23 protein-coding genes are annotated in these 23395 nt (G+C 36.5%); 7 read left to right on the top strand and 16 right to left on the bottom strand.

Features of this window, described 5'->3' with window-relative positions:
- Positions 1 to 311: 311 nt before the first annotated feature.
- From ACQKOF_RS09410 to ACQKOF_RS09385, 6 genes are all read right to left on the bottom strand, one after another.
- Positions 312 to 950 (bottom strand): HD domain-containing protein, encoded by a 639-nt coding sequence (locus ACQKOF_RS09410; RefSeq protein ID WP_427555853.1) that lies wholly within the window; start codon positions 948 to 950, stop codon positions 312 to 314.
- A gap of 778 nt (positions 951 to 1728) precedes the next feature.
- On the bottom strand, positions 1729 to 2772 hold the full coding sequence (locus ACQKOF_RS09405) for a DUF917 family protein (RefSeq protein ID WP_427555850.1): 1044 nt from the start codon (positions 2770 to 2772) through the stop codon (positions 1729 to 1731).
- Positions 2773 to 2788: 16 nt separating this feature from the next.
- A complete protein-coding gene (locus ACQKOF_RS09400) occupies positions 2789 to 4363 on the bottom strand; it encodes an OPT/YSL family transporter (RefSeq protein ID WP_427555848.1) in 1575 nt (524 codons plus the stop codon).
- A gap of 91 nt (positions 4364 to 4454) precedes the next feature.
- Positions 4455 to 6134 (bottom strand): hydantoinase B/oxoprolinase family protein, encoded by a 1680-nt coding sequence (locus ACQKOF_RS09395; RefSeq protein WP_427555845.1) that lies wholly within the window; start codon positions 6132 to 6134, stop codon positions 4455 to 4457.
- 3 nt (positions 6135 to 6137) lie between these two features.
- On the bottom strand, positions 6138 to 8174 hold the full coding sequence (locus ACQKOF_RS09390; RefSeq protein WP_427555842.1) for a hydantoinase/oxoprolinase family protein: 2037 nt from the start codon (positions 8172 to 8174) through the stop codon (positions 6138 to 6140).
- 518 nt (positions 8175 to 8692) lie between these two features.
- Positions 8693 to 10372, bottom strand: coding sequence for a formate--tetrahydrofolate ligase (locus ACQKOF_RS09385; RefSeq protein ID WP_427555840.1), 1680 nt, complete (start codon positions 10370 to 10372; stop codon positions 8693 to 8695).
- 213 nt (positions 10373 to 10585) lie between these two features.
- Between ACQKOF_RS09385 and ACQKOF_RS09380 the strand changes: the two genes are divergently transcribed.
- Positions 10586 to 10786 (top strand): cold-shock protein, encoded by a 201-nt coding sequence (locus ACQKOF_RS09380; RefSeq protein ID WP_079560081.1) that lies wholly within the window; start codon positions 10586 to 10588, stop codon positions 10784 to 10786.
- 92 nt (positions 10787 to 10878) lie between these two features.
- Here ACQKOF_RS09380 and ACQKOF_RS09375 read toward each other — a convergent pair whose 3' ends face one another.
- Positions 10879 to 11664 (bottom strand): VOC family protein, encoded by a 786-nt coding sequence (locus tag ACQKOF_RS09375; RefSeq protein ID WP_427555837.1) that lies wholly within the window; start codon positions 11662 to 11664, stop codon positions 10879 to 10881.
- 205 nt (positions 11665 to 11869) lie between these two features.
- Between ACQKOF_RS09375 and ACQKOF_RS09370 the strand changes: the two genes are divergently transcribed.
- A complete protein-coding gene (locus ACQKOF_RS09370) occupies positions 11870 to 12358 on the top strand; it encodes a flavin reductase family protein (protein WP_427555834.1) in 489 nt (162 codons plus the stop codon).
- 253 nt (positions 12359 to 12611) lie between these two features.
- Here ACQKOF_RS09370 and ACQKOF_RS09365 read toward each other — a convergent pair whose 3' ends face one another.
- The 3 genes from ACQKOF_RS09365 to ACQKOF_RS09355 form a co-directional block, all read right to left on the bottom strand.
- Complete coding sequence (locus ACQKOF_RS09365; protein ID WP_370077414.1) at positions 12612 to 12767, bottom strand: YezD family protein; 156 nt, start codon at positions 12765 to 12767, stop codon at positions 12612 to 12614.
- A gap of 366 nt (positions 12768 to 13133) precedes the next feature.
- On the bottom strand, positions 13134 to 13808 hold the full coding sequence (locus tag ACQKOF_RS09360) for a phosphopantothenoylcysteine decarboxylase (protein ID WP_427555831.1): 675 nt from the start codon (positions 13806 to 13808) through the stop codon (positions 13134 to 13136).
- A 202-nt stretch (positions 13809 to 14010) separates the two neighbouring features.
- Positions 14011 to 14886 (bottom strand): LysR family transcriptional regulator, encoded by an 876-nt coding sequence (locus ACQKOF_RS09355; RefSeq protein WP_427555828.1) that lies wholly within the window; start codon positions 14884 to 14886, stop codon positions 14011 to 14013.
- 134 nt (positions 14887 to 15020) lie between these two features.
- On the opposite strand from ACQKOF_RS09355, the gene ACQKOF_RS09350 reads away from it, so the two are divergent.
- On the top strand, positions 15021 to 15920 hold the full coding sequence (locus ACQKOF_RS09350) for a DMT family transporter (RefSeq protein WP_427555825.1): 900 nt from the start codon (positions 15021 to 15023) through the stop codon (positions 15918 to 15920).
- 141 nt (positions 15921 to 16061) lie between these two features.
- Here ACQKOF_RS09350 and ACQKOF_RS09345 read toward each other — a convergent pair whose 3' ends face one another.
- The 5 genes from ACQKOF_RS09345 to ACQKOF_RS09325 form a co-directional block, all read right to left on the bottom strand.
- Positions 16062 to 16409 (bottom strand): general stress protein, encoded by a 348-nt coding sequence (locus tag ACQKOF_RS09345; RefSeq protein WP_427555822.1) that lies wholly within the window; start codon positions 16407 to 16409, stop codon positions 16062 to 16064.
- A 218-nt stretch (positions 16410 to 16627) separates the two neighbouring features.
- Complete coding sequence (locus ACQKOF_RS09340) at positions 16628 to 17071, bottom strand: Dps family protein (protein WP_427555819.1); 444 nt, start codon at positions 17069 to 17071, stop codon at positions 16628 to 16630.
- A 321-nt stretch (positions 17072 to 17392) separates the two neighbouring features.
- A complete protein-coding gene (locus ACQKOF_RS09335; protein ID WP_427555817.1) occupies positions 17393 to 17560 on the bottom strand; it encodes a hypothetical protein in 168 nt (55 codons plus the stop codon).
- Between the two features lie 104 nt (positions 17561 to 17664).
- Positions 17665 to 18060 carry a hypothetical protein gene (locus tag ACQKOF_RS09330; RefSeq protein WP_427555814.1) on the bottom strand — a complete coding sequence of 132 codons (396 nt, stop codon included), beginning with the start codon at positions 18058 to 18060 and terminating at the stop codon, positions 17665 to 17667.
- Positions 18061 to 18091: 31 nt separating this feature from the next.
- On the bottom strand, positions 18092 to 18619 hold the full coding sequence (locus ACQKOF_RS09325) for a hypothetical protein (protein WP_427555812.1): 528 nt from the start codon (positions 18617 to 18619) through the stop codon (positions 18092 to 18094).
- 169 nt (positions 18620 to 18788) lie between these two features.
- On the opposite strand from ACQKOF_RS09325, the gene pepF reads away from it, so the two are divergent.
- Positions 18789 to 20603 carry an oligoendopeptidase F gene (gene pepF / locus ACQKOF_RS09320; RefSeq protein ID WP_427555809.1) on the top strand — a complete coding sequence of 605 codons (1815 nt, stop codon included), beginning with the start codon at positions 18789 to 18791 and terminating at the stop codon, positions 20601 to 20603.
- A gap of 228 nt (positions 20604 to 20831) precedes the next feature.
- Complete coding sequence (locus tag ACQKOF_RS09315; RefSeq protein ID WP_427555807.1) at positions 20832 to 21815, top strand: SEC-C domain-containing protein; 984 nt, start codon at positions 20832 to 20834, stop codon at positions 21813 to 21815.
- A 299-nt stretch (positions 21816 to 22114) separates the two neighbouring features.
- Here ACQKOF_RS09315 and ACQKOF_RS09310 read toward each other — a convergent pair whose 3' ends face one another.
- Positions 22115 to 22306, bottom strand: a complete 192-nt coding sequence (locus ACQKOF_RS09310; RefSeq protein WP_427555804.1) for a zinc-finger domain-containing protein — start codon at positions 22304 to 22306, stop codon at positions 22115 to 22117.
- Between the two features lie 168 nt (positions 22307 to 22474).
- On the opposite strand from ACQKOF_RS09310, the gene ACQKOF_RS09305 reads away from it, so the two are divergent.
- On the top strand, positions 22475 to 22867 hold the full coding sequence (locus tag ACQKOF_RS09305) for a ribonuclease HI family protein (RefSeq protein ID WP_400719597.1): 393 nt from the start codon (positions 22475 to 22477) through the stop codon (positions 22865 to 22867).
- Positions 22868 to 22957: 90 nt separating this feature from the next.
- Positions 22958 to 23065 carry a YjcZ family sporulation protein gene (locus ACQKOF_RS09300; protein ID WP_427556117.1) on the top strand — a complete coding sequence of 36 codons (108 nt, stop codon included), beginning with the start codon at positions 22958 to 22960 and terminating at the stop codon, positions 23063 to 23065.
- The last annotated feature ends 330 nt before the right edge of the window (positions 23066 to 23395 follow it).

The raw sequence follows: 23395 nt of genomic DNA, 5'->3' as shown, positions 1-23395 counted from the left end.
CCAGAGGTGAGAGACTTCGGTAACTGCCGTTTCACTTACGGTACATAAAACATTTGCTGAAAGAAGTTAAAAATAAAACATTTCAAGATTGGATGAAGGAAGAAATCCTTCTAATTTACCGAAGTTATCAAAATACATAAATAAAAAGACGCTAAAACATATCGAACGAAACCAACTATACGCTATGGTAACAGTAGCGTAGCCCTATCTGCTATATAGGGAGGGGTAATGGGATACCCCAACCTTGAGAGCTTTTCAAAACAGAAATGGACTGCGAACGCTTAGTTACTCAGGAATCCCACTGACATCGGTCAGCTTGTCCCTTTAGGGGTAGCAGTCTCAACTATTTCATTTTGTAATTGCTCTAAAAACTGTACCATAAATTGATGGCGCTCATTAGCCATTTGCTTGCCCTTCTCTGTAATCATTAAATCCTTCAGCAATAATAACTTCTCATAAAAATGTGTAACTGAGGATGTATTTTTATTGCGATACTCCTCCTCTGTCATATCCGTACGTGCGTCCTCTTCCTTATCATAAAGCTTTCGACCTTTAGCTCCACCAAAAGCAAATGTGCGTGCAATACCGATTGCTCCAATCGCATCTAAGCGATCTGCATCTCGCACTATTTTGGCTTCGATAGAAGTTGCTTCTTGCTCATTGCCACCATTAAACGATACTTGTGCAATGCAATCTCGAATATGTTGCTTTTTTTCCTCACTTAAAGGCAAATCGGCAATTAGTTTATTTTCTTGCTCTTTGCTATCGGTATACTTTTTATCACTTACATCATGCAAAAGCACAGCAATTTTCACGACTTCTGCATCGGCTTCTGGCTCTGTAAATAATATCATTAATGCATTTTGATAAACACGTTCAATGTGTTGAAAATCATGACTAGCATCAAATTGCTCATAAATATCTCGTACTTTGTTCATTAAATTGTTCATATTATTTATTCAGTCCCTTCATACTTTTATTATACTGTATTGCTTAGAATAGTTAGTAGTTATCTAATCTCTTGGCTCAACAAAAAAACCACACGCAAAGTTGTTTTCAATTGACTAATTTTTCAGAATATTGTAAGATGAATATACAGAACAACTAGCTTTGTTCTGTAAGCTCACTATTTCAGTGATGTATAAGAACTATGTTTTGACAAATTTGCAACTTCAGCGGGATTACAATTGAATATTGTGTTGAAAGATGACGTGCTTATAGAGTAAAGCAATCATCTAAAAAAACAAATAAAAGTGAACACTTTCCCTTAGAAATTCTTTGTTTTAACCCGCATAGTGAATGTACATGACGAAATAAGTGAACAAACAGTTAGCCTGTTTTCACGACCAAGAAGGCTTTGACCAAATGTCGCAAACGTGTGATATCTTTATCATTAATTGATGTTACCTTCTTCTATTCATTATCTTGAATATGTGTGAACGTAACTCCTCCCATTAGTGGCAAATAGTACACCAATTTCTTGCCAACATATGCGAAAAGCTGAATCATCAGAGTCGTGCTAACAAAACTAGAGAATTCTTTTTTAGGCAACATTTTTTCCGAATTTTATTTATGCCGTAATGAAGTATTAAGTTATGAAGGAAGTAGGAACGATAGTTATGTTATGTAATACCAACCCGCTGAAGAAACAGTAAAAGCTGCCCATCTTACTTATTGTAGATGATGGCAGCTTTTATTAATTCATATGCGTAGTACATCAGCTACTTTTTATAGAACAGTTCCAATAACCTCCTCCACTTCCTGTAACAATGCTTTATTTTTCATTGTCGTGCTTAAGTTTAAATTACGCTGGTCAACTTGAATAACGGCAACACGCATACCTTCTTTAATGCTTGCGCTAGGGACAGGAATCATTTTGTCCACATCGAAAGTCATGATAAGATCCGGAAATTTGGATTGTATATTACCCTCTTTCGATAAAGTCATATACTCGTTCCAGAATGTTAAATGAAAATCCTCAACAGTTAATTTGCCTACATCAAAGCCGTTTTCCTTTATTAATTTATAATCTGTCACTAGGCCAGATACGATGTGAATCCCATTTAACTGACGCATGACATTTTCCAATTTTTCTTCGCTTGTTTGTCCATTTTGGAAGCAATAGCCGAGCTCGATTGCCTCTGAAATTGCATTCGGGGCTCCATGTTCTTTTAAATAACCAATTGTAACAGGGTTTCGAGTTACCCCTACCAACCCGCCTGCTAATATAGAAGCATTACGAGCTGTCTTTGCTGTGTTTTGTAAATCACCTTCAACAAAGCCACAAATCGCAAAATCATTTTTTCCACCTGCATAAAATTGAGCAGATTTATAATCTTTTAGCTCATGTAAATTTAAGGAGCCCATAATTCCAGTTGGATGTGCTCGCCCATTACAAGGAGCATCAACGACCGGTACGTTCAATAAAACCGATTGTAGCCAGCCGTTAATGGTCGTAATAGCTCCATTTTCGTTCGTAATAATTCCTTTTAATCGATTATCAGTATACGCATTCATATTTCTATAGCTCCAGCAAAGCTGTTCATTAGAAATATATTGATTGGCCTCTGAAGGTGCTCCAACCATCGCCACACAAGCGACCAAATCTTCATGATTTAATTCCTCTATATCGAGTAACTGAGGTACACCAGCAGCAAATATTTCATCAACCAGTTTTAAACCTTCCTCTAGAAGGCCTCCTCCACCGCCTCCAAGTATTGCACCCCCATAGACAGCAGCAATACCATCCTCATAAGATAGAACTTTCACCATCATCCATTACTCCTTTCTATTTTCCTATTTTTAAAATAGAAGAGAAGAAACTATATAAAGCATCTCCAGCAATCACCCCAGCTGCAAATACAGTCATTTCAGATTCTCTCTTACCTTTCGTTACATAAGTGAAAATAACGCGAAGTAAAATACCTAGTAAAACAGCCCATCCAGCAATAGGATTGATCAGTAATAAACCCGTCGCAAACAGGATACCCATTTGTCTCTTTGAACCACCGATCAGTTGAATTAATGCGCCTGGTATCGCCCAAATTAATAACTGTTGAGCCACATCACCTGTCACACCAGATTGAATCGTAGCAGCATACACATGATTTACAGGTGCCACTAAGCCTTGTGCAAAATAAGATTGATAAGAAAGTAAAACAACAATGGCAGAAACAGAGAAGGCTATAATACCAGCGATCATTTGTTGCTTACGACCTTCTTTTTCTAATGCGGGGTCACTACCATGACCACGTAAAATAAAACCCGTTTTCAAATCATAGCCCATATCCGCAAAGGCAACTCCTGTTGCTGCACTATATCCAGCTAATAAAGCAAGTGCTGAAGGCGGAAAACCAATCAAAATTCCGACAATAAGCGTTATAAACGCTACTGCAAATGCTGGGAACCATCCTGCATGCATGGCTGCAATCCCAACAATCAATTCATGTACAAATGCAGCAATTGTTGCGAAAACAACGAAGCCTATCAACATGCCGAAAGACATATGTGATATCAATCCACCCAAAAGTGCGATTAATACAGCAATCAATAAATAAGCAATAAACCCTGCGCCAAAGCCCTGTCTAATTTCCTTTGAATCTTTAGAATATACAAACTCTTCCATCTTTTCAGCAGATTTCTTATTTAATAAAGTAAAGCCTACTTGGAATAGCGCCACAATTCCGGCACCAATCATTACACCATGTGGAATATAATATTCGTTTAAATCTACATTAAATAGTTGAACAGAATAGCCTCTAAGTAAAAGACCAATCCCAAACATTGTAAGCGCCCAAATATTCCCGATAAACGCTACCCCAAAAGCTGACATTGGAATTTTAAGTACAGCTCCCACAATACCAACTAAAACACCACCGATTAGAACCTTTGCATTATTACCGCCTTTATCTCCAGCTTTAATCGCTTCTGCAGTTGCAATCCCTGGCGGCCAAGTACCTGTGGCTGGGAAAATCTTCGTATCGAAAAATTTATATAATAATAAAGCATCAACAAACATCGCTAAAATAACACCAATAAACAATGGTAATACTAAGTTTTCATAACCTAAAACATACGGAATACCAATTGGCAACATTAAACTACTCGCTGCACTAAAGGTTGCAGATGATATCGCCGTTTGAATAATATTTTGTCTATGAACGGATTTGAACTCGATCAGCTTCCCAATAGGAATCCTTCCTAAAATCATCGCAAATATAGCACCCACAATCGATGTATTAGCAGAAATCCCCAAAGTAGTAATCAGTTGTATCCCAATTATTGCACCAATCACAGATGTTAAAACTACCATTAATAGAGTCACAGGTTCTAAAGTTCTAGGATGTAATACTTTATTATTCATTGAGTCAACTCCTATATATTTATAGTTTTGAGATATGGGATTGAAATTGATGAGTAATTTTTATTAACTCTTCAGACAAATATTTCTCCTTTTAAGCATTTTTATAGCCATAGTGCATTTCTGCTACTTCTAAAGAAATATATTCATTTAACAAATCTTTTTCTATTGCTTGAATACTGCGCTCCTGTGGATTGCCATACCCTCCACCTGTGGCTGTAACAAGTTCTATTTTGTCTCCTTTTTGCAACTCATAGTTAGCTAGTACACCAACTGGTCCAAGCTTTGTACCATCTTTTTTATGAATCATTAAATAGTTATGTGAGCCTTCCTTTCCATCATTTAAGCCAAATGGTGAAAATTGATGTCTGCCTAAGTTGACAGAGACCTTTTGTCCATCATGATTCACAGTATACACACGACGTACACCTAAACCGCCTCTAAATTTTCCAGCTCCTGATCCATCGGAATTTAAGCTATATTCATCAATATGAATACCGTATTTTGTCTCCGCAATCTCAACAGGGAGGTTATACGTTTCTCCATCTCCCATACAATATTGTCCACTTTGTCCATCTTCATCATTTGAGGCTCCCCAACCACCAACAGATGGCTCTACAATTAAGAATGACTCGTTGTTGTCTGGGTTTTTACCTGTTAAAATAAATGTACAAACAGACTGTAAATGTCCCGCTGAAAGTCTTTCTGGTAAGTGAGGTGCAAGTGCTTTCCAGATTAAATCTGCTGCTCCAATGCGTGCCTCAAAATTCATCGAGACTGGGTGTGGTCGTTTGGCAGAAACAATTGAATTCTCATCTGTAATAATTGTTAACCGTTTAAATATACCTTCATTAATCACATCAATATCATCAAGTAACGCTAAAAACATAACTCTCACACTAGCCATTAATCCAAACTCTGAACAATTTACTGGTACATGAACTGCAGGATGTGAGCCTCTAAAGTCACAAATGAATTTTTCATCATTTATCGTCACCTTTACTTTGATAGGGTAAGGTCCGCCTTTTAATGGATCTCCTTCAATAAAGTCTTCTGCATAAAACTCTCCTTTGGGTAATTGTTGTAGCTCATGCTCGACAATATTTTCTCCCTTGTCCAATAATTTTTCAATCGACAACTTAACAGATTCAGCACCGAATTTCTGACAAAGTTCAATGATTCGTTTTTCACCAGTTTTTAAGGCAGCAACTTGTGCGAACATATCTCCGATTGACAGCTCTGGTAAACGAACATTCGTAGATATAATTTCATAGATTGCTTCGTTCAACTCCCCTTTCTGATATAGTTTCACTCCTGGCAACTGTAAGCCTTCTTGATAAATTTCATTGGAATTGCTCGTAAACGAACCTGCATCCATTCCACCAACTTCTGTCCAATGAGCTTTATTGGCGGAATAAGCGATAATTTCCCCCTCATGGAAGATAGGTAATACTAAACCAACATCTGATAAATGCGATCCTCCTCCAACATATGGATCATTAATAATGATGACATCGCCTTCGTGTAAATTTTCTCCCCACTTAAACTTTTCAATAACATGCTGAACCATTGGACTTAGCATTCCGATAAAGCTTGTCACACCGTTTCCTTGGCTAATTAAATTACCCTGTGCATCTGTTAAACCACAAGCATAATCTAATACCTCATATATCACTGGACTCATTGATGAACAAGCTAATGCGACAAACATTTCATCTCCAATGGCTAGCAATGAATCCTGAATAATTTCTACAGCAAAAATGTCTTTTTTCATCACTTACTTCCCCTCCATCTCCACAATCATATTTCCATAAGTATCTATTTCAATAGATTGTTTTTCACTTATAACGACCGTAGATGTAGGATTTTCGACAATTGCAGGCCCAGAAATCACATATCCAGGTACTAACTTTTGCTGATCATAAACATTTACTTCTATCCATCCAGTCCCCTTGACATATAATTGACGTTTCGATTTTATACATGTAGTTACGTCAACGTTAGAGAAATCTAGCTCCTTAAATTGAACTGCTTCATCTTTCCCATAAATAGTGAGATGCAAATTTACTAACTCAATTGGAGTATCTGGTAAATCAAACGAAAACTCCTGTTTATGTTTAAAATGGAATGCTTCCGCTAAATGACTAAGCTCCGCTTCAGTGATTGTGATATTGGATGCGTTCAATTTTACAGCGTGTTCTTGGCCTTTATAGCGTAAATCGTAATTAATCTCAAAATGATAATGATCTTTTGATAAAGGAGCATCTGAATAGGCACTTTCAATAGCTATATCGATATTTTTTTGAATATCAGCTATACGATCGTTATCAAAGTCCATTAAATTTGTTTGAATATAATCTTGTCGGTATTCCGTCATCATCATACCTAATGCTGAAAAAACGGATGATCCGTATGGAATAATCACTTTTTTCATGTTCAATTCTTCCGCTAAATTAATAGCATGTAGTGGACCACCACCACCAAAGGCAACCATTGTAAAATCCTCTGGATCATATCCTTTACGAATAGAAATTAATTTTAGGGCATTTAACATATTAGAATTTGCTATATCTAGAATTCCTTGTGCTGCCTCTTCAGCTGTAACATGAAATGGTTTAGCAATTGATGCAATAAGTGCCTCTTCAATTTTGTTAATAGAAGCTGGATTATCAAAGTTTTCTAATGACAATCTTCCTAAATAGACATTAGCATCCGTTATGGTCGGTTGCGTGTTCCCTAAGTCATAGGCGACAGGTCCTGGATTAGCTCCGGCAGAATCTGGGCCGACTTTTAGTGAGCCAAATTGATCTACCCTAGCGATGGAACCACCACCATTACCAATTTCCACAATATCTACGACAGGTGTTTTAATAGGATAGCCTGCAAATTTTTCATTTCTTTCAATATAGTAATCTGTTGTTACATTTACTTTTCCATTTGTTATGAGGGAACATTTCGCAGTCGTTCCACCAACATCAAAAGCGATAATATTGGATTCATTTAAAAGCTCTCCTAGCTTAGCCGCTCCGAACATCCCTGCAACAGGACCAGATTCCACTAGGTTGATTGGCAGCTCCATTGCTTTTTCAAAACTTGTCGTTCCTCCATTCGATTGCATAATATTTAAATGCTCTGTAATGCCGATCGTACTTAATTTTTCTTTTAAGCTTTTTAAATAAGCGTGAGCAATCGGTTTTACATACGAATTTAAGACAGTAGTATTGGTTCTTTCATATTCTCTATATTCTTTAATCGTTTCGCTTGAAAGTGTTATATACACCTCTGGCCAAATTTTTAGAATCTCTTCTTTTAGTTGTGTTTCATGTATAGGGTTTTTGTAGCCGTGAATGAATGAAATGGCGATCGCTTCTACACCTATTCCCTTAAATTTATTTACTATTTGACTTACTTCTTCAATGTTTAACGCTTTCAAAACATTTCCTTTATAATCGATTCGCTCATCGATCTCTTGTCTTAAATAGCGCTCCACAAATGGTGTCGGCTTTTTATATTTAAAATTGTATAAATCTGGTCTATTCCCACGAGCAATTTCTAAAACATCACGGAAACCTTTCGTCGTAATTAAACCGACTTTGCCTCCTTTTCTTTCTGTTAACGTGTTAATAATGACCGTAGAACCATGAGTAAAAGATTCGACCAATGAATCTTCCGTTACATGCCCTTCTAATACATTCAGTATGCCATCCTCAAAATGACCTGGAGTCGTATGCCCTTTGTCAAAATGAAGATCTCCTTTTTCATCTGTATACACTAAATCGGTAAAAGTACCGCCAATATCTGTTGCTATTTTCAAGTCTCCACCCTCTTTGTTTCTATTATAGGAACAGTGTATCTTTTAAAATTAAATAAATTATATTCAAAGCAGAAAGAAAATTCAATATATTTTAAAAATAAATATTCTTTTGATAATGGCATACGTAGTAAAAATCCACTCTCATCTTCCAAAATCAGTGGATTATATACCATATAAGAGTATGAAAAAGACTCTATATTAACCAGAGTCCTAACTATCACAATTTAAATTAACTAAATAGCCTATTCAATGTTTTCAACCTACTATTCGGCTTAGGATTAGCATACTAAAACAAGACAGTCCATATATTCTAGAATGAGAGGATGATCATGTTGAAAGGCCTGTTAGAAAATGTAAACCTTTTAGAAAACATATATCAAATATCTATAGCATTCCTTCTCCTATGTACAATTTTTTCTGTGAGACTTATCAATTATGCCTCGGCATAATTGCGAAAAAAAAACTGCCCTTTATAACTTAAAGGAGCAGCTTTGTATGCTGTATTTATTTTTTCTTTTCTAGAACAATCCTACCGCATGTCCTTCATTATCAACACCCATACGCAAAGCAGCAGGTGCTTTTGGTAAACCTGGCATTGTCATAATATCCCCAGTTAAGCAAACTAGGAAGCCTGCACCAAGCTTAGGAATGACTTCGCGAATAGTGATTGTAAAGCCTTCTGGACGTCCTAACAGTTTCGGTTGGTCCGATAATGAGTATTGCGTTTTGGCCATACAAATCGGTAGTACAGCCCAGCCGAATTTTTCGATTTGAGCAATTTGCTTTTTCGCTTGATCAGTAAATTGCACATCTTTCCCACCATAAACTTTTTGCACAATTGTACGTACTTTTTCCTCAATAGATTCAGTTACATCATATAAAGGTGAGAAATTGTTTTCTTCATTAAGAACAGCTAGCACTTGTTCAGCTAAGCCTAGACCACCTTTTCCGCCTTCCTCCCAGACGTTCGTACGAGCAATGCGTACATGCTTTTCTTGACACCAATTTAGTACGGCCGCAAGTTCAGCCTCAGTATCTGTAATAAAGCGATTAAGCGCAATAATTGGCTCCACACCAAATGTACGAATCGTCTCGACATGCTTCTCTAGGTTTTCAATACCTTGTAAAAGTGCCTCTACATTTTCGCCAACTAATTCTGTTTTCTCTACACCGCCATGCATTTTTAATGCACGAATCGTCGCTACAATGACAACCGCACTTGGTTTAAAGCCAGCTTTACGCGCTTTAATGTTCATGAATTTTTCAGCGCCTAAATCTGAACCAAAGCCCGCTTCAGTGACAACAATATCAGCTAATTTACGTGCAGTTTGTGTCGCCATAATCGAATTACAACCATGTGCGATATTGGCAAATGGCCCACCATGAATAATGGCCGGTGTCCCCTCAAGTGTTTGCACTAAGTTTGGTTTGAAAGCATCTTTTAATAATAATGTCAAGGCTCCTTCCACTTGAAGATCACGCACAAATACAGGCTCACGATCAAATGTATAACCGATCACGATACTTGCTAAACGTTCATGCAAATCTTCAATACTTGTAGCTAAACAGAAAACTGCCATAATTTCTGATGCAACAGTAATGTCAAAGCTGTCCTCACGTGGCATCCCTTGAACAGGACCACCGAGACCCACAACAACTTTACGAAGGGCGCGATCATTTAAATCCATTACACGCTTCCAAATAATACGGCGAGGGTCAATGTTTAAAGCATTTCCTTGGTGGATATGATTATCAATAAAGGCTGATAATGCATTATTCGCAGTCGTAATCGCGTGAAGGTCACCAGTAAAATGCAAGTTAATATCCTCCATCGGTACAACCTGTGCGTATCCACCACCTGTTGCTCCACCTTTCACACCCATCACAGGGCCGAGTGATGGCTCACGTAAAGCAACAACAACATTTTTATTCAATTGATGAAGTGCATCAGCAAGGCCAACTGTTACAGTTGATTTCCCTTCACCTGCTGGAGTTGGACTAATGGCTGTAACTAATACAACTTTTGCGTCCTCACCATGTGCTGTTATTTTTAATGGATCAATTTTTGCTTTGTAGCGACCATACTGCTCAAGAGCATCCTCTGGAATACCTGCAGCTTTCGCTATTTCTGTAATAGGCTTCATAACCGCTTGACTAGCAATTTCTAGATCTGTTAAAGGTTGATTTTTCGTTGTCATTTGGCATCCTACTTTCAATATTAATAAGTCCATTATAGACTTTATTGTGAAATAAATCTTAGTTAGTTATACAAGCATTTCGACAATCAATTGACAACTTTGCTCAATTCATGTATGTTCTTAATGGAAATGCATTTTTTCACATTTTCACAGGTTATGTCACGACTTAATTGATTTAATTCTACATTTCAAGCGCATGGGAGGCGAATGCTTATGCAACAGGGAATCGTAAAGTGGTTCAATAATGAAAAAGGTTATGGCTTTATTGAATGTGATGATGGAGAAGATGTATTTGTACATTTTACGGGAATCCAAGAGGAAGGCTTCCGTACACTTGAAGAAGGTCAAAAGGTATCATTTGATGTAGTGGAAGGTAATCGAGGACCACAGGCGTCAAATGTTGTGAAATTTTAATAACAAGGGAGCGGTTCGTTGGATGAACGGCTCCTTTTTTTCAAATGCTCTTAATTGTATTAGCGTTGCTTTATCTTCTAAATACGATAATTTCAGCGATTGATCCAATAAAATGCTCCTGGAAAAACTAGCGTTTCCTTCGTTCTGTCAGTATCCGTAAGTGTAACCCCAAACGGTCCTTCATTTAAATGGCCAAGCGTCATAGTAGCTGCCGCGACTTCGTCATAAAAATCTAGGCGTATATTTGGCAACTGTAAGGAAATAAACTGTTCTTGTTGTTCAGGCTCTGGTAGTTGTAATACTTCCCTCCACAAATTCACAGTAGCTTGCACATTGTTTACATAAAATTGTACAGATTCCATCGCTATTGATTGATTCGTATCAATAGCTCCATTCGCTTTTAATTGTGCAACACGTTCCTCATCTGTATCAGCCCACTCAATCAAAAATGGAAAATCAATTGCCTGCTCTGGCTTCCCAAAATGCAATAGCTTCCATTCGACTACGGAGCCATCTGGTCTAGTACGACTACAAGCATCAGGTCCATTTACATCAAAGCCAAGTGCACGTAAACGTTGTGCCTCTTCCTCAATTTTTTTTGTACGTAATGCAATTCTTGAAAAACCATAGCGCTCGTTATCACGTTTAAACGTATAATGTAGGGAATAAGGCAACTTCACTGCATTTTCAAACAAATTACGATCATAAATTGCTATTTGCTCAATATAGTTTAATCCAAAATAGCTTAACGTATTGTATGTCCCCCACATTGTATGTTGACCACCGTTAACTGTATGGATATTACGTTTATTTAAGAAAACCTTTGTATTCTCTGGCGATTGAACTTGATGAACTAGATGGTCAAAATATAAAGTCATGACTAAACCTCCTTTTTCCCTCTATTATATACTTTACCTGTTAGTTTTGTTGGTTTAAAATAAGATTGAGAATATTGTAATTATTGAGAAATTTAAATATTTTATGATATCTCTTTTACAATACTCGGCAACGAAATGATTTCGATGCTGATGGTTCAACAAAAAAGATTTTTCATTTCCGTAAATCAATGAAGAGGTGATTAGAATGACAGACAAAGTAGCTGCTTTTAAACTTGCATTAGGTAATTATCCAACAGGCGTTACAGTTGTCACTGCTTGTAATGACGTAAATGAACCTATTGGCTTAACTGTCAATTCCTTTACATCAGTTTCCATAGATCCACTCCTTATTTTATGGTCGCTCGATAAAAAATCACAGCTGCATCCATATTTTACAGCAGCTCAAAAGTTTGCTGTTAATATTTTAGCGAGCAATCAAGAGCACTTATGTACGCTATTTTCAAGGAAAATTCCAGATCGTTTCGCCCAGGCTAAATGGTCAACCTCTGCTTTAGGTCTACCAGTTTTGCATGATACTGCAGCCATTTTGCAATGCAAAATATCTCAGCAAATTGATGCTGGAGATCATACGATATTTATTGGGCAGGTCCTAGAAATTGATGATTCACAGAAGGAACCCTTACTGTATCATCGCAGACATATTGGTGAAATCCCAAAAAGTTTTTATGAGTAGGCTATTGCAAGGAAAATATACGCAAAAACAGGGTGATTCATCGTAATCATCCTGTTTTTTGTCGTATTTTCCAGCCCTTTATCGAAATACTAAATTTTGTTGATGAAAAAATAATTCTAGGAGTTATCTAATGAAAAGCCCCTTCAAATTCAGTATATAGGATAACCCGCTCAGCAGTACCTAAACAAAAAAATGTCCACAAGGAAATAATTTCTGTGTCCTCCAAACATCCGTTCAACTATCGTCATATCGGTTACTTTTTTTGTGGAAATCTTTGCTTTTCAAGTCTGTTAATTTGCACAATGACACCATCTTGAATCGTAATGTGTACTTCTCCAAATTCCAAATTTTGAATTGCCTTTGCAATTGCCTCTAGTTTTTTGTCATCTACCTTTACCTGTTGAGTCATCCGATACACACCTTCTTTTACCATATTTTTTGTACAAAAGAGACCAACACGTAATCATAGCTCCCTTATCTCTTAGGTAGCTCTGTTGGACTTGACCTACACTATTTGTTATCGAAGCTTCATTTTGGACCAAGTCCTGCACCTCTTTAGATAAGTGTATTACGTTTCTTGGAAATAATTCTATAATTCTGAAAACCTATTGTCAATATAAATATTACAAAACCTAGCTGAATACTATGCAATTAAGAAAAAGGAAGTATTTTTTCGTTTAATATTTTTGTTATAGCAATATGTATCAATATCGTCTTCATGGTACAAAAAAACAAAAACTGCGTAGATAATATTTACCTCTACACAGTTTTTGTTTTAATCATTTTGCAAAACATCCATCAATGCTTTCGCTGTCTTTTGCTTGCCCATAATCTTTATCGGTTCGCCTTGAGCCGGTACAATCCAATGTGGTTCTTCCCCACTATATAAAGACTGTGAGCTATTAGCTACCATAAACTGAGCATTGGCCGATTCCATTCGTAGACGTGCACGGGACAGTAAAAATTCCTCATCATCTGTTGCCTCAAGTTTAAAGCCCACTAAAGTAACTTTCGGCTGCCACCCTTTTATTTGACCTAAAACTTTAGGTGCCTTTTTAAAGTGAATGATAGGTGGCTCGTCAGATGGCATTTTACCTGTTTCCTCCATTAAGTTCCCCGATTGGTCATATACTTTGTCAATGAGCCAATCAGAACCTGCAGCTGCCATAATAACGATATCCACTTGTTCTTCCTGAACAGCGTGTCGAACTTTCTCGCCTAAATCTTCAATGCCTTCAAATCGAATGGTACGCATTTTATCTTTATTCGTCGGAAGCTGCGCGAAATAACCATGCATATACAATACGTTTGCCCCAGCCGCTAGTGCCGCTTCAGCTAAATAACAGCCCATCGACCCTTTCGATAAATTCGTATGCCCACGCACACGATCCCATTTTTCAAGTGTTCCCCCACTTGTAATGAGTACGGTCTTACCTCGCAATGTCCCCATACACTCACCTTTTTTCTAATCAATTTCGCCTTAGCGTAATTTCTCACCATCTTTATAGGTGGGAATCTTCTGTAGCTGCCGCTTTGCTTTCACTACAAAAAACATTTGCTGAATGAAGATAAATATACAAATACTATTTTAACGTAATGCTATGTGATGCTTCAATGTTGTTTTTATAGAGCTTGTTGCTCACCACTAAAAATTATTTCATATTTTGCTCTTTTAACCAGGAACTTAATATCTCCGCAAATTTCTTCGTTACTGGTGATGCTTGGTGTTTCATAGCTAATCCAATTGTGCGATAGCCACCTTGTTTTAAAGGTATGGCTTTTATCGTAGGTGGCAAGTTATTTATCACTAATTTCGGTAAAATACTAATTCCAAGCTGGTGAGAAATCATCGAAATAATCCCTACCTCTTCCGATAATTCAAAGCGAATATTTGGCTTCACGTGATATTGCTCTAACAGTACTTTCACATCATTTGTCCCTTTATATGAAGTCATGATAAATGGCAAATCTTCTAGTTCAACAATATCAATTTCTGTTTTATCATAAAGCGGACTTTTATCGGAGACAATACACAGCAATGGATCCTGCTGTAGTTCAGTATACAGAAATTGCTTAGACTTTTGACCATTTAAAAATCCTGCATCAACCTCTCCACTTAATAGCCATTGTTCAATTTCATAATAATCTCCCTCACGCAATTCAACTTGAATACCAGGAAATTGATTGTCCATAATACGAACAATTTCAGGCATCCAGTTTGAAGAAATACTTGAAATTACACCGATTCGCACTTTCCCACGAGTAACACCAAGTATATGTGCTGCTTCTTGCTCTAACAGTTCCTCTGCATCGAGGACATGTCTCATTGCCCTTAGCATTGTATCTCCTTCACTCGTTAACGTGACACCTGCTCGACTTCTGTGAATGAGTGCAAAGCCGAACTCCTTTTCTAAGCTTGAAACAGCATGACTTACAGCAGATTGAGTTAATCCTAAAGCATCTGCTGCTTTTGTAAAGCTAGCTACCTCAGCCACTTTATTCAAAATTTCATATTTGACTAAACTCATTGGCTTGTCCTCTATATACATGAATTTTTTTAATACTAATTATTATAAACATTCGTTTTACTAATCACAATACAAGATATATAGTAAATTTTAGTATGAAAACTGTTTTAGTACACAGAATGTAGGTGAGCATAATGAGCGTCCAAAGAAAAGCAAATTTATTAATGGTTATAGTGACAATGTTTTGGGGATTATCTTATACCTTTATGGTCATGGGGCTTGAAACATTGGCGGTTTATAATGTGGTGGCATTGCGTTGTATCATCGCATTTTTCGCAGCAGGTATTATCTTTTATAAACGCATGATTAAGGTCAATGCTAAAACTTTAAAATATGCAGCTATTCAAGGGTTTCTACTATTCATTGTGTTCGTTTTAAGCTTATTTGGACTAGAAACAACATCTGTATCAAATGCTGGATTTATTTTAAGTCTAACAGTTGTCTTAGTACCTATTTTCAGCAGTTTTATTGAAAAGAAACTACCTTCAAGAGCAGTTAGCTTTGCGATTGTTTGTACAATGATCGGGATTACAGTGTTAACTGCTCATGGCTCATTTACCTTTCAAAAAGGGGATATTCTAGTAGCCATCGCTGCACTATGTTATTCGATTTATTTACTGTTAAACAGTACATTTACACGGAGCGTTGAATCAATTTCCTATGGCATTTACCAGCTCGGTTTTGCTGGACTTTATGCACTCGTTTTAACATTAATTTTCGAAACACCAACACTTCCAAATTCAACGACTTCTTGGATTGCTATTATAGGACTCGGTGTCATTTGTAGTGCATTTTGCTTCGTAGGTCAAACTGTTGCACAACAGTTCACTTCTGCTACACATACAGGACTAATATTTTCCTTAGAACCAATTTTTGCAGCGATGTTTGCCATGATGTTTATCGGGGAAGGAATAACGGTAAAATTAATTATAGGTGGTAGCTTTATTCTAATGGGTAACCTTGTTGCTCAATTAGAGCATCTCCATGTATTACGCTTTATTAAAAAACATGAACATGAAAAAGCTATACATTAACTAGCTTTGAATCCTCCCTATGCAAAAAACAGAGTGATGCACGTGCACTCACTCTGTTTTATATAATTTCTGCGCTTAAATGATGTTCGAGAGGAAATTCTCCCTGTTACACGTGAATCAAGACGTCTAGCAATCATCTGATTATGTTGTAATGGATGCAGTTGACTGCTCAGCTAATAATACAATAACACCTTGTTCTACGAGATGAGCATAGTAAGCTGTTTGTCCTTCTGTAAGATCAAATCGCTTTATTCCTTCTGTTACTGCCGATTCACCGGTAAACCATGATTTAAATTGATCCATCCAATTTCCTACCTCGTGTGTTTTTACATTAGCATCCCATTTTACATCCTCAAAATGACTTGGATCCTTTGCAATAACGTGAATGTCCTCTATTTGATATGCTTCTAATCGCATACTTTCTAAAATATGAAGCATTTCTTCCCTTGTATGGGCCACTTCAATTTGTGGATTTTGTTCATTTATCATGCTCAATTCCTCCTAATCTGTATGGCTTACTAGGTATCTACCCTTCCTATTTAAAAATAAAACTCATTTTGCTCATTCTTTATAGAACTGTAATATATGTTATCTCTTCGTGATATATGTTCACGTTTTGAAACAATGGTTATGTACTTTTGTGAAACGTCAAAAATAGACAATGGGAGCGCACTAAAGAGTTCCCATTGCCTATCATTTACTTGCGGTTATTTGTGCCCAAGGAAGGCCTTCAACATCCATGTATGCTTTTCAAGGGACTGATACATAGCATTTAGTATATCCTCTGTTCGATCGTCCCCTTCTTCTGCCGCAAGCTCCATTGTTGAATTTAAAGCTTTCATAAGTTTTTGGAAATCGGCAATGGTTGTAGCTACCATTTCCTCTGTCGTCTCATTCCCTGTCGCTTCCTCTATACAGGATAGCTCAAGATGCTCTTTTAATGTAGCAACTGGTTTTCCATCTTTCGAAAGAATGCGCTCTGCAATTTCATCTAAATTTAACGTTGTTTCATTATATAATTCTTCAAATTTTGCATGTAGTGTAAAGAAGGCATTTCCCGTAACATACCAATGATAATTGTGCAATTTCGTATAAAGTACTGACCATGTAGCGACAAGCTTATTCAATTGTTTGTTTAAGTTTTGTGTCATTATTACTCCTCCAATGTGCCAATTGTTCTAGCCATTAGTATGCGTTGCAAAGTGTACTGACTATACACACATTTTTCCCATTGACTCAAATAAATTTTAAGGTTATCTGTAGATACAAAAAACATTTCTACTATAAAGCCAGTCCTAAAAAACAGATGGATTACATCAATTGGACGTTAAAAACTTTCAACAAACCTAATCAGGGATTGTCATTTTTATCTTTCTACACAATTAGTTTATTTCAGTTTCTTACGAATTTCCTTTATATTATTCACTGGAAGATTTGAAACCTCGGCAATCCATTCGTCCTCAGCACCCTTTTCAATCAAACCAGTGATTATTTTGTTTAATGCCTTTCTCGAACCTTGCTTTGAAACCTTGCTCAAGTCCTTCCTGTCTTTCTAAATCCAAAACTGTAACGAGTGTCGGTGGTAAATCTTCTTTATTTAGATGCAAAATTTCTTCCTCCTCTCTAATTTTATCTTTCATTTCTCTTACAAGCTGTCCAGACATAGTACTTGATAGTTTCAATAAGTAATCTATGATGTAAAGTAACGCACTTACTTCTGTTCGTTCAACATTCTAAATACTTTTTAATTATTTTTAAGTTCATTACGAATTTCCTTTATCTTTGTCACTGGAAGCTTTGAAACTTCAGCAATCCACTCATCGTCAGCACCCGTTTCAATCAAACCACTGATTATTTGTTTAATGGTTTGTTCAATTCCTTGCTCAAATCCTTCTTGCCTTTCTAATTCCAAAACTGCAGCAAGTGTCGGCGGTAGATCTCCTTTATATAGATGCAAAACTTCTTCCTCCTCTCTAATTTCCTCTTTTACATCTCTTACAAGCTTTTCAGACATAGCTCTTGGTAATTTCAATAAATAATCAATAAAATAAAGCAACGCACTTACTTCCGTTCGTTTATCATTATTTAATGACCACACTTCTCTTAACAAAGCTCTTTTGTAAGTACTACGATGGCTCATTCGTTTTTTGTTCTATTCAAATAAATAGATGCTAGTAACGCTTTACTAAGTAGCTTCGGTGATTTTTCAATTCTTCTTCATCAAAATCTGAAACAACAAATTTATTAAAAGTATACATAATTTCTGTACCATAAAACTTTTCATGATACTGATTTGTGCTTTTGGTACTCTTACCTGTAAAAATAGCAATTGCTACAATCTTCTTACCATAGCGATCACTGATACGATAAAAGTATTCAAACATACGCTTCGCAAAATGCACTTCATCAATAGTTTGGACTTCTGTGTGGACGAGAATCCATTGTTCTTTCCCATTTTTCAGATGAACCTTCGCAATTTGATCAGCTACCTTGCGCCCTTGACGATGCTCAATAATTTCTTTGAAAAGCACCTGCTGTAAAAACTCAACTTGCTTTGAAAAATCTACTTCTTCATGTAAGTCTGGCAAAAAGAACAACAAAAAATCTTCAAACAAATCCGCAATTAACTTCTTCCATAAATTATCTTGATTTACGTGACTAAGCTTATACACATCTGGGTTCTCCCAAACTAACTGCATTATAATTACATCCCCCCTTTACCTTAAATCCATTATAGCTAACACGAACATAAGTTTCTATATTATTATTATATTTTTATGAACATTAAAACTATTCTCTATAATTATTTCACTTTCCGAAATAGTTTCGTTATAATGGAATCACATACACGAAAAGGGGTGTTAATTGATGGAGGTATTGCCATTACGAAAAGATGTACCAGTGGAACAAACATGGGATTTAACAAATTTACTTGAAAATGACGCGGATTTTGAGCCTGCTTTAGCGCAGCTTGTGGAAGATGCAAGAAATTTTGAACGTACGTATCAAGGTACAATTACGGATGCCCAAAAGGTAATCGATGTTTTAACAAACTATGAAGCACTATATGAAAGCATAGTTCCTATTGGTACTTATGCAAGCTTAAATAATCAAGCTGATCATACAGATAACGAAGCCCAAATGCGTGCTGCAAAATATGGTGCTGCAGTCGGTAAAATAAGTAGTACATTTTCTTTCGTACGCAGTGAATTACTAGCACTAGATGAGTCTATTTTAGAGGAAGCTGCTACATTAAGCCCTAATTATAAAGTCTATTTAGAGGAATTATTAAAACAAAAGCCTCATCAGCTGCATCCAGAGGTAGAAAAAGCACTAGCTGCATTTAGCTCTACTTTTGATGCACCATATGAAACGTATAATACGACAAAGCTTGTAGATATGCATTTTGGAGAGTTTGAGGCCAATGGCGAAAAACATCCGCTTAGTTTTGTATTATACGAAAATGACTGGGAGTTTGACGCTGATACAAAAGTACGCCATGCTGCATTCCAAGCATTTTCGAATAAATTACGCGATTATCAGCACACAACTGCGAAAATCTATAACACACACATTCAACAGGAAAAAACAATGGCTGATTTACGAGGTTTTGATTCTGTCGTGGACTATTTATTATTTGATCAAGATGTCGATCGTACGCTTTATAATCGTCAAATAGATCTGATTACGAAAGAGCTTGCACCTCATATGCGCCGTTACGCAAAGCTTATTCAACAAGTAAATGGCATTGAAAAAATGACATTTGCTGATTTAAAGATCGCCCTTGATCCAGACTATGATCCGAAATTAACAATGGCTGAAGCAAAAGAATATGTTGAAAAAGCATTAGACGTTATGGGTGAGGATTACAAAGAGATGATCGAAAAGGCGTTTAACGAACGCTGGATTGATTATGCACCAAATAAAGGAAAATCGACTGGGGCATTCTGTTCAAGTCCATATGGTAGTCATCCGTATATTTTAATGTCTTGGAATGAACGTATGAATGAGGTATTCACTTTAATTCATGAGCTTGGGCACTCAGGTCATTTTGTGAATGCACATGCCCATCAATCTTATTTTAACAGTCGTCCTTCGTTATACTTCATCGAGGCACCATCGACAATGAATGAAATGCTACTAGCCAATTATTTATTAACCCATAACGATGATCTTCGCTTCAAACGTTGGGTTATTTCAAACATTGTGTCTAAAACGTATTATCATAACTTCGTCACACACTTACTAGAGGCAGCTTATCAACGAAAAGTGTATGAATTAATCGACGCTGGAGAAGCTGTAAATGCTACCGTTTTAAATCAATTAAAACGCTCAGTATTAGAAGATTTCTGGGGTGACACTGTTGATATTAATGAGGGAGCCGAGCTTACTTGGATGCGTCAACCACACTATTATATGGGCCTATATCCATACACATATAGCGCTGGCTTAACAATTTCTACACAAGTATCCAAGCGGATTTTAAAAGAAGGTAAGACGGCTGTAGATGAATGGTTAGCAGTCCTGCAAGCTGGAGGTACGAAATCACCTGTAGAGCTAGCTCAAATGGCGGGTGTCGATGTTACAACAGACCAGCCGCTTCGAGATACGATTGCTTACATTGGTCACCTTATAGAAGAACTTGAACGATTAACGACAGAAATGGAAGCTATCAAAGGCTAAACATTGCGATAACCATCTATGCTATTTCTAAAGCGTAGATGGTTTTCTTTTTTTAGTTCTAAGCTGGTAATTTCGTACATATACTAGAATCAGGGCGTCCATCCACATTTTTTGATATTTCTAAATAGACTATCATTTTCCTTCGTACAAATGTACCGTTATTATTAAATGTATGCAATTTATTTAGCAATATTCGACTAACAATTTTCAAAGGAAGTGTTTCTAATTATGGTAAAACGTAATGATCCATGCCCATGCGGTAGCGGCAAAAAATATAAAAAATGTTGTGAAGGTAAACAACAGGTTACAATAGAAGCTGTAGCAATCGAAGAATTAGAGCGTGTACTACAAACATTTTACTTAGAATATCCAGAACGCAAAGATGTTCGTGCCTATATCGAACATGTAGGTACATGGCAGCCTAAATTAGAGAGCGTACTACAAAGAGAGCTAATTGAGGCGATCGCGTTAGACGACTTCTTCTTCCATCAAGAGCCATCTATTTGGAAAGGTTACTTAAAGAAAACAAAGAAAAAAACGGTAAGACCTTCTACAATAAAAGTGTTAGAAGAATGGTCACAACCTCATTTATTTATTGGTTCCGTGTCAGTTGTAGAAGAAAAATATTTCAAAGCTACACATGTGTTAACAAATGAAGAAATTTATATTCGTCGTGAAAATGACAAACCAATTCCTGAAGGTATGCATGTTTTTGCATTCATCTTACCAGATGGTACAAAAAAATCAGAGTATTATTTAGCTGTTTCAACGCTTATCTTCTTCCCGGAAGATCATGCAAAGGTATTTGAGCAATTTAAGAAAAATTTTGAGGCTTCTGAGAAGAAGGTTGGTGCATTCTTAAAAGAAGAGCATTTATCCTTCTGGGAGTTACTTGTGTCGAACGGTTATAAAGGCGAGGAATTCACGAACTTTGAGAGCAATGTAATCACACAAGTTAAAGATTTCCTTGAGCAAAATGAGCGAGAAACAGCTCCTATGTTAGAGCTTTTAGAGGACTATTTAATTGAAGGACAACCATCTGCACGCAAAGAGGCTGCCATTGCTGCTGGCGCGATTCGATATGGTCAAGAAAAAGAGCTATTCGAGTCGCTATCAATGACAGTAAAAGAAATTGCAGCGACGTTCGATATTTCAGCTTCCTCTCTCACAAAATACTACCAAGATTTAAGTAACTATGCTTCAGCTAAATAATGTTTAAAATAGCGCCACACGCTCTAAGCAATCTTAGATTGTGCGGCGCATTTTAGTCTACATAGAAAAAAGCTACAGTTGTTATCGGCAGTGAGCCGACAACAAAGTAGCTTTTTCTATGGTAACCAACCAATACAATTTTTTCCGAACATATTGTTATTTATGCATCGAATTTAGTAAATATGATTATTTATTGATCAAAAATGAAACTTTTATCATTAAGCTTTACTTTATTTAAACATAGTCCGTTTAGTACCTATGATTGCTTTGCCACAGTTGAAAAGACATTTCTGTTAACATTATTTACTATATACCTTCAGGAGCTCTTCTCCGAGAAATTGGAGTCGCTCTCCTACTGAACAGGCTTCAATGCAGAAACGATGAGCTCCAGGTTTCCCACGCTCTTTTCGTAATTGCTTTATCACTAAGCAATCAGCACAATACGTATCATGCAGTTCATCAATATCTTGCATAACTGTCACTTTATCCATATTGAACTCTCGCTCCTTTCACGTCCAAATTTCGCTTCTTACTATTATGAAGTGAACATTTTGAACAAGCAACTATTTTGTTTAACCATTTAACATCTACTTAGATATTGTGAAAAAGCGCTATTGATGTACAATAAAGTAAAATCTAAATTAAAAAGTAGGGATTTTATGTTAGAAGTATATATAGATGCTGCTAGTGCAGGAAATCCTGGCCCCAGTGGTATTGGCATATTTATTAAAGGCGAAGGCCATCATATACAAATCAGTGAGTATATAGGGCAAGCCAATAATCATATTGCTGAGTTTACTGCATTAGTACGTGGCCTTGAAGAAGCTCTAAAGCTAAGTTCAAACCTAGTCTCAGTGCGCTCTGATTCAAAAATTGTTGTTGCCTCTATGGAAAAAGAATATGTGAAAAATGAGGAATTTAAACCTTATCTTGAACAGGCACTTACACTTGCGAGTAGCTTCGATTTATTTTTCATCAAATGGGTTCCAGATACGCAAAATAAAGCTGCAGATGCACTTGCACGTAAAGCAATTCAAAAAGAAAAAAATTAAACTATGGGGACTGTCCCCTGCCTTACCAAACGCCAACAAAGGAATCTTTTGATTACATAATACAAATGCTATATTCATAACTTTTCTTTCATTGAAAACCTCCAAAAAAGCTTAGGAATTTATGGTAGTGGTTATGGATCTGGTTCATCATTTGCTCTAATTGTTGTTCTATTCATTCTTCTAATTATTGGGTGCTAGTTTCATTTCAAAATATTATTAATACCCAATACCGCCTCTAATGCTCATAATTATTAGGGTAATACTAACTTTCCCTTGCACCTTCATATCTATCTTTACTAAGGGTAACTTTCCTCTTATGATGACCTTGTTTATTTTTCCTTACTCAAAGTATTCATCCCTTCACAATTTTCATATTTGGAATAAAATTTACCCTCATCACACAGAATAATTAAATAAAAAGGTGGTGATAAAAATGAATTTAAAGTTGGTAATAAAACCATCCTTTAACCAGCTAATAATTCTTTTGCTTTTAGTAAAAATTCTCTTCTTCTAATAAAAAATTAAGAA

It is taken from the genome of Lysinibacillus sp. NPDC093190 (assembly GCF_050280425.1).
Classification (GTDB): Bacteria; Bacillota; Bacilli; order Bacillales_A; family Planococcaceae; genus Lysinibacillus.
The sequence above is the reverse complement of the archived record's forward strand: the minus strand, read 5'-3'. Positions and strand labels throughout refer to the sequence as shown.

Excerpts from the sequence above, each read along its gene's own strand:
- ACQKOF_RS09410 (WP_427555853.1), bottom strand. The coding sequence starts at position 950 with ATGAACAATTTAATGAACAAAGTACGAGATATTTATGAGCAATTTGAT.
- ACQKOF_RS09405 (WP_427555850.1), bottom strand. The coding sequence starts at position 2,772 with ATGGTGAAAGTTCTATCTTATGAGGATGGTATTGCTGCTGTCTATGGG.
- ACQKOF_RS09400 (WP_427555848.1), bottom strand. The coding sequence starts at position 4,363 with ATGAATAATAAAGTATTACATCCTAGAACTTTAGAACCTGTGACTCTA.
- ACQKOF_RS09395 (WP_427555845.1), bottom strand. The coding sequence starts at position 6,134 with ATGAAAAAAGACATTTTTGCTGTAGAAATTATTCAGGATTCATTGCTA.
- ACQKOF_RS09385 (WP_427555840.1), bottom strand. The coding sequence starts at position 10,372 with ATGACAACGAAAAATCAACCTTTAACAGATCTAGAAATTGCTAGTCAA.
- ACQKOF_RS09380 (WP_079560081.1), top strand. The coding sequence starts at position 10,586 with ATGCAACAGGGAATCGTAAAGTGGTTCAATAATGAAAAAGGTTATGGC.
- ACQKOF_RS09375 (WP_427555837.1), bottom strand. The coding sequence starts at position 11,664 with ATGACTTTATATTTTGACCATCTAGTTCATCAAGTTCAATCGCCAGAG.
- ACQKOF_RS09370 (WP_427555834.1), top strand. The coding sequence starts at position 11,870 with ATGACAGACAAAGTAGCTGCTTTTAAACTTGCATTAGGTAATTATCCA.
- ACQKOF_RS09365 (WP_370077414.1), bottom strand. The coding sequence starts at position 12,767 with ATGACTCAACAGGTAAAGGTAGATGACAAAAAACTAGAGGCAATTGCA.
- ACQKOF_RS09360 (WP_427555831.1), bottom strand. The coding sequence starts at position 13,808 with ATGGGGACATTGCGAGGTAAGACCGTACTCATTACAAGTGGGGGAACA.
- ACQKOF_RS09355 (WP_427555828.1), bottom strand. The coding sequence starts at position 14,886 with ATGAGTTTAGTCAAATATGAAATTTTGAATAAAGTGGCTGAGGTAGCT.
- ACQKOF_RS09350 (WP_427555825.1), top strand. The coding sequence starts at position 15,021 with ATGAGCGTCCAAAGAAAAGCAAATTTATTAATGGTTATAGTGACAATG.
- ACQKOF_RS09345 (WP_427555822.1), bottom strand. The coding sequence starts at position 16,409 with ATGATAAATGAACAAAATCCACAAATTGAAGTGGCCCATACAAGGGAA.
- ACQKOF_RS09340 (WP_427555819.1), bottom strand. The coding sequence starts at position 17,071 with ATGACACAAAACTTAAACAAACAATTGAATAAGCTTGTCGCTACATGG.
- ACQKOF_RS09335 (WP_427555817.1), bottom strand. The coding sequence starts at position 17,560 with ATGAAAGATAAAATTAGAGAGGAGGAAGAAATTTTGCATCTAAATAAA.
- ACQKOF_RS09330 (WP_427555814.1), bottom strand. The coding sequence starts at position 18,060 with ATGAGCCATCGTAGTACTTACAAAAGAGCTTTGTTAAGAGAAGTGTGG.
- ACQKOF_RS09325 (WP_427555812.1), bottom strand. The coding sequence starts at position 18,619 with ATGCAGTTAGTTTGGGAGAACCCAGATGTGTATAAGCTTAGTCACGTA.
- pepF (WP_427555809.1), top strand. The coding sequence starts at position 18,789 with ATGGAGGTATTGCCATTACGAAAAGATGTACCAGTGGAACAAACATGG.
- ACQKOF_RS09315 (WP_427555807.1), top strand. The coding sequence starts at position 20,832 with ATGGTAAAACGTAATGATCCATGCCCATGCGGTAGCGGCAAAAAATAT.
- ACQKOF_RS09310 (WP_427555804.1), bottom strand. The coding sequence starts at position 22,306 with ATGGATAAAGTGACAGTTATGCAAGATATTGATGAACTGCATGATACG.
- ACQKOF_RS09305 (WP_400719597.1), top strand. The coding sequence starts at position 22,475 with ATGTTAGAAGTATATATAGATGCTGCTAGTGCAGGAAATCCTGGCCCC.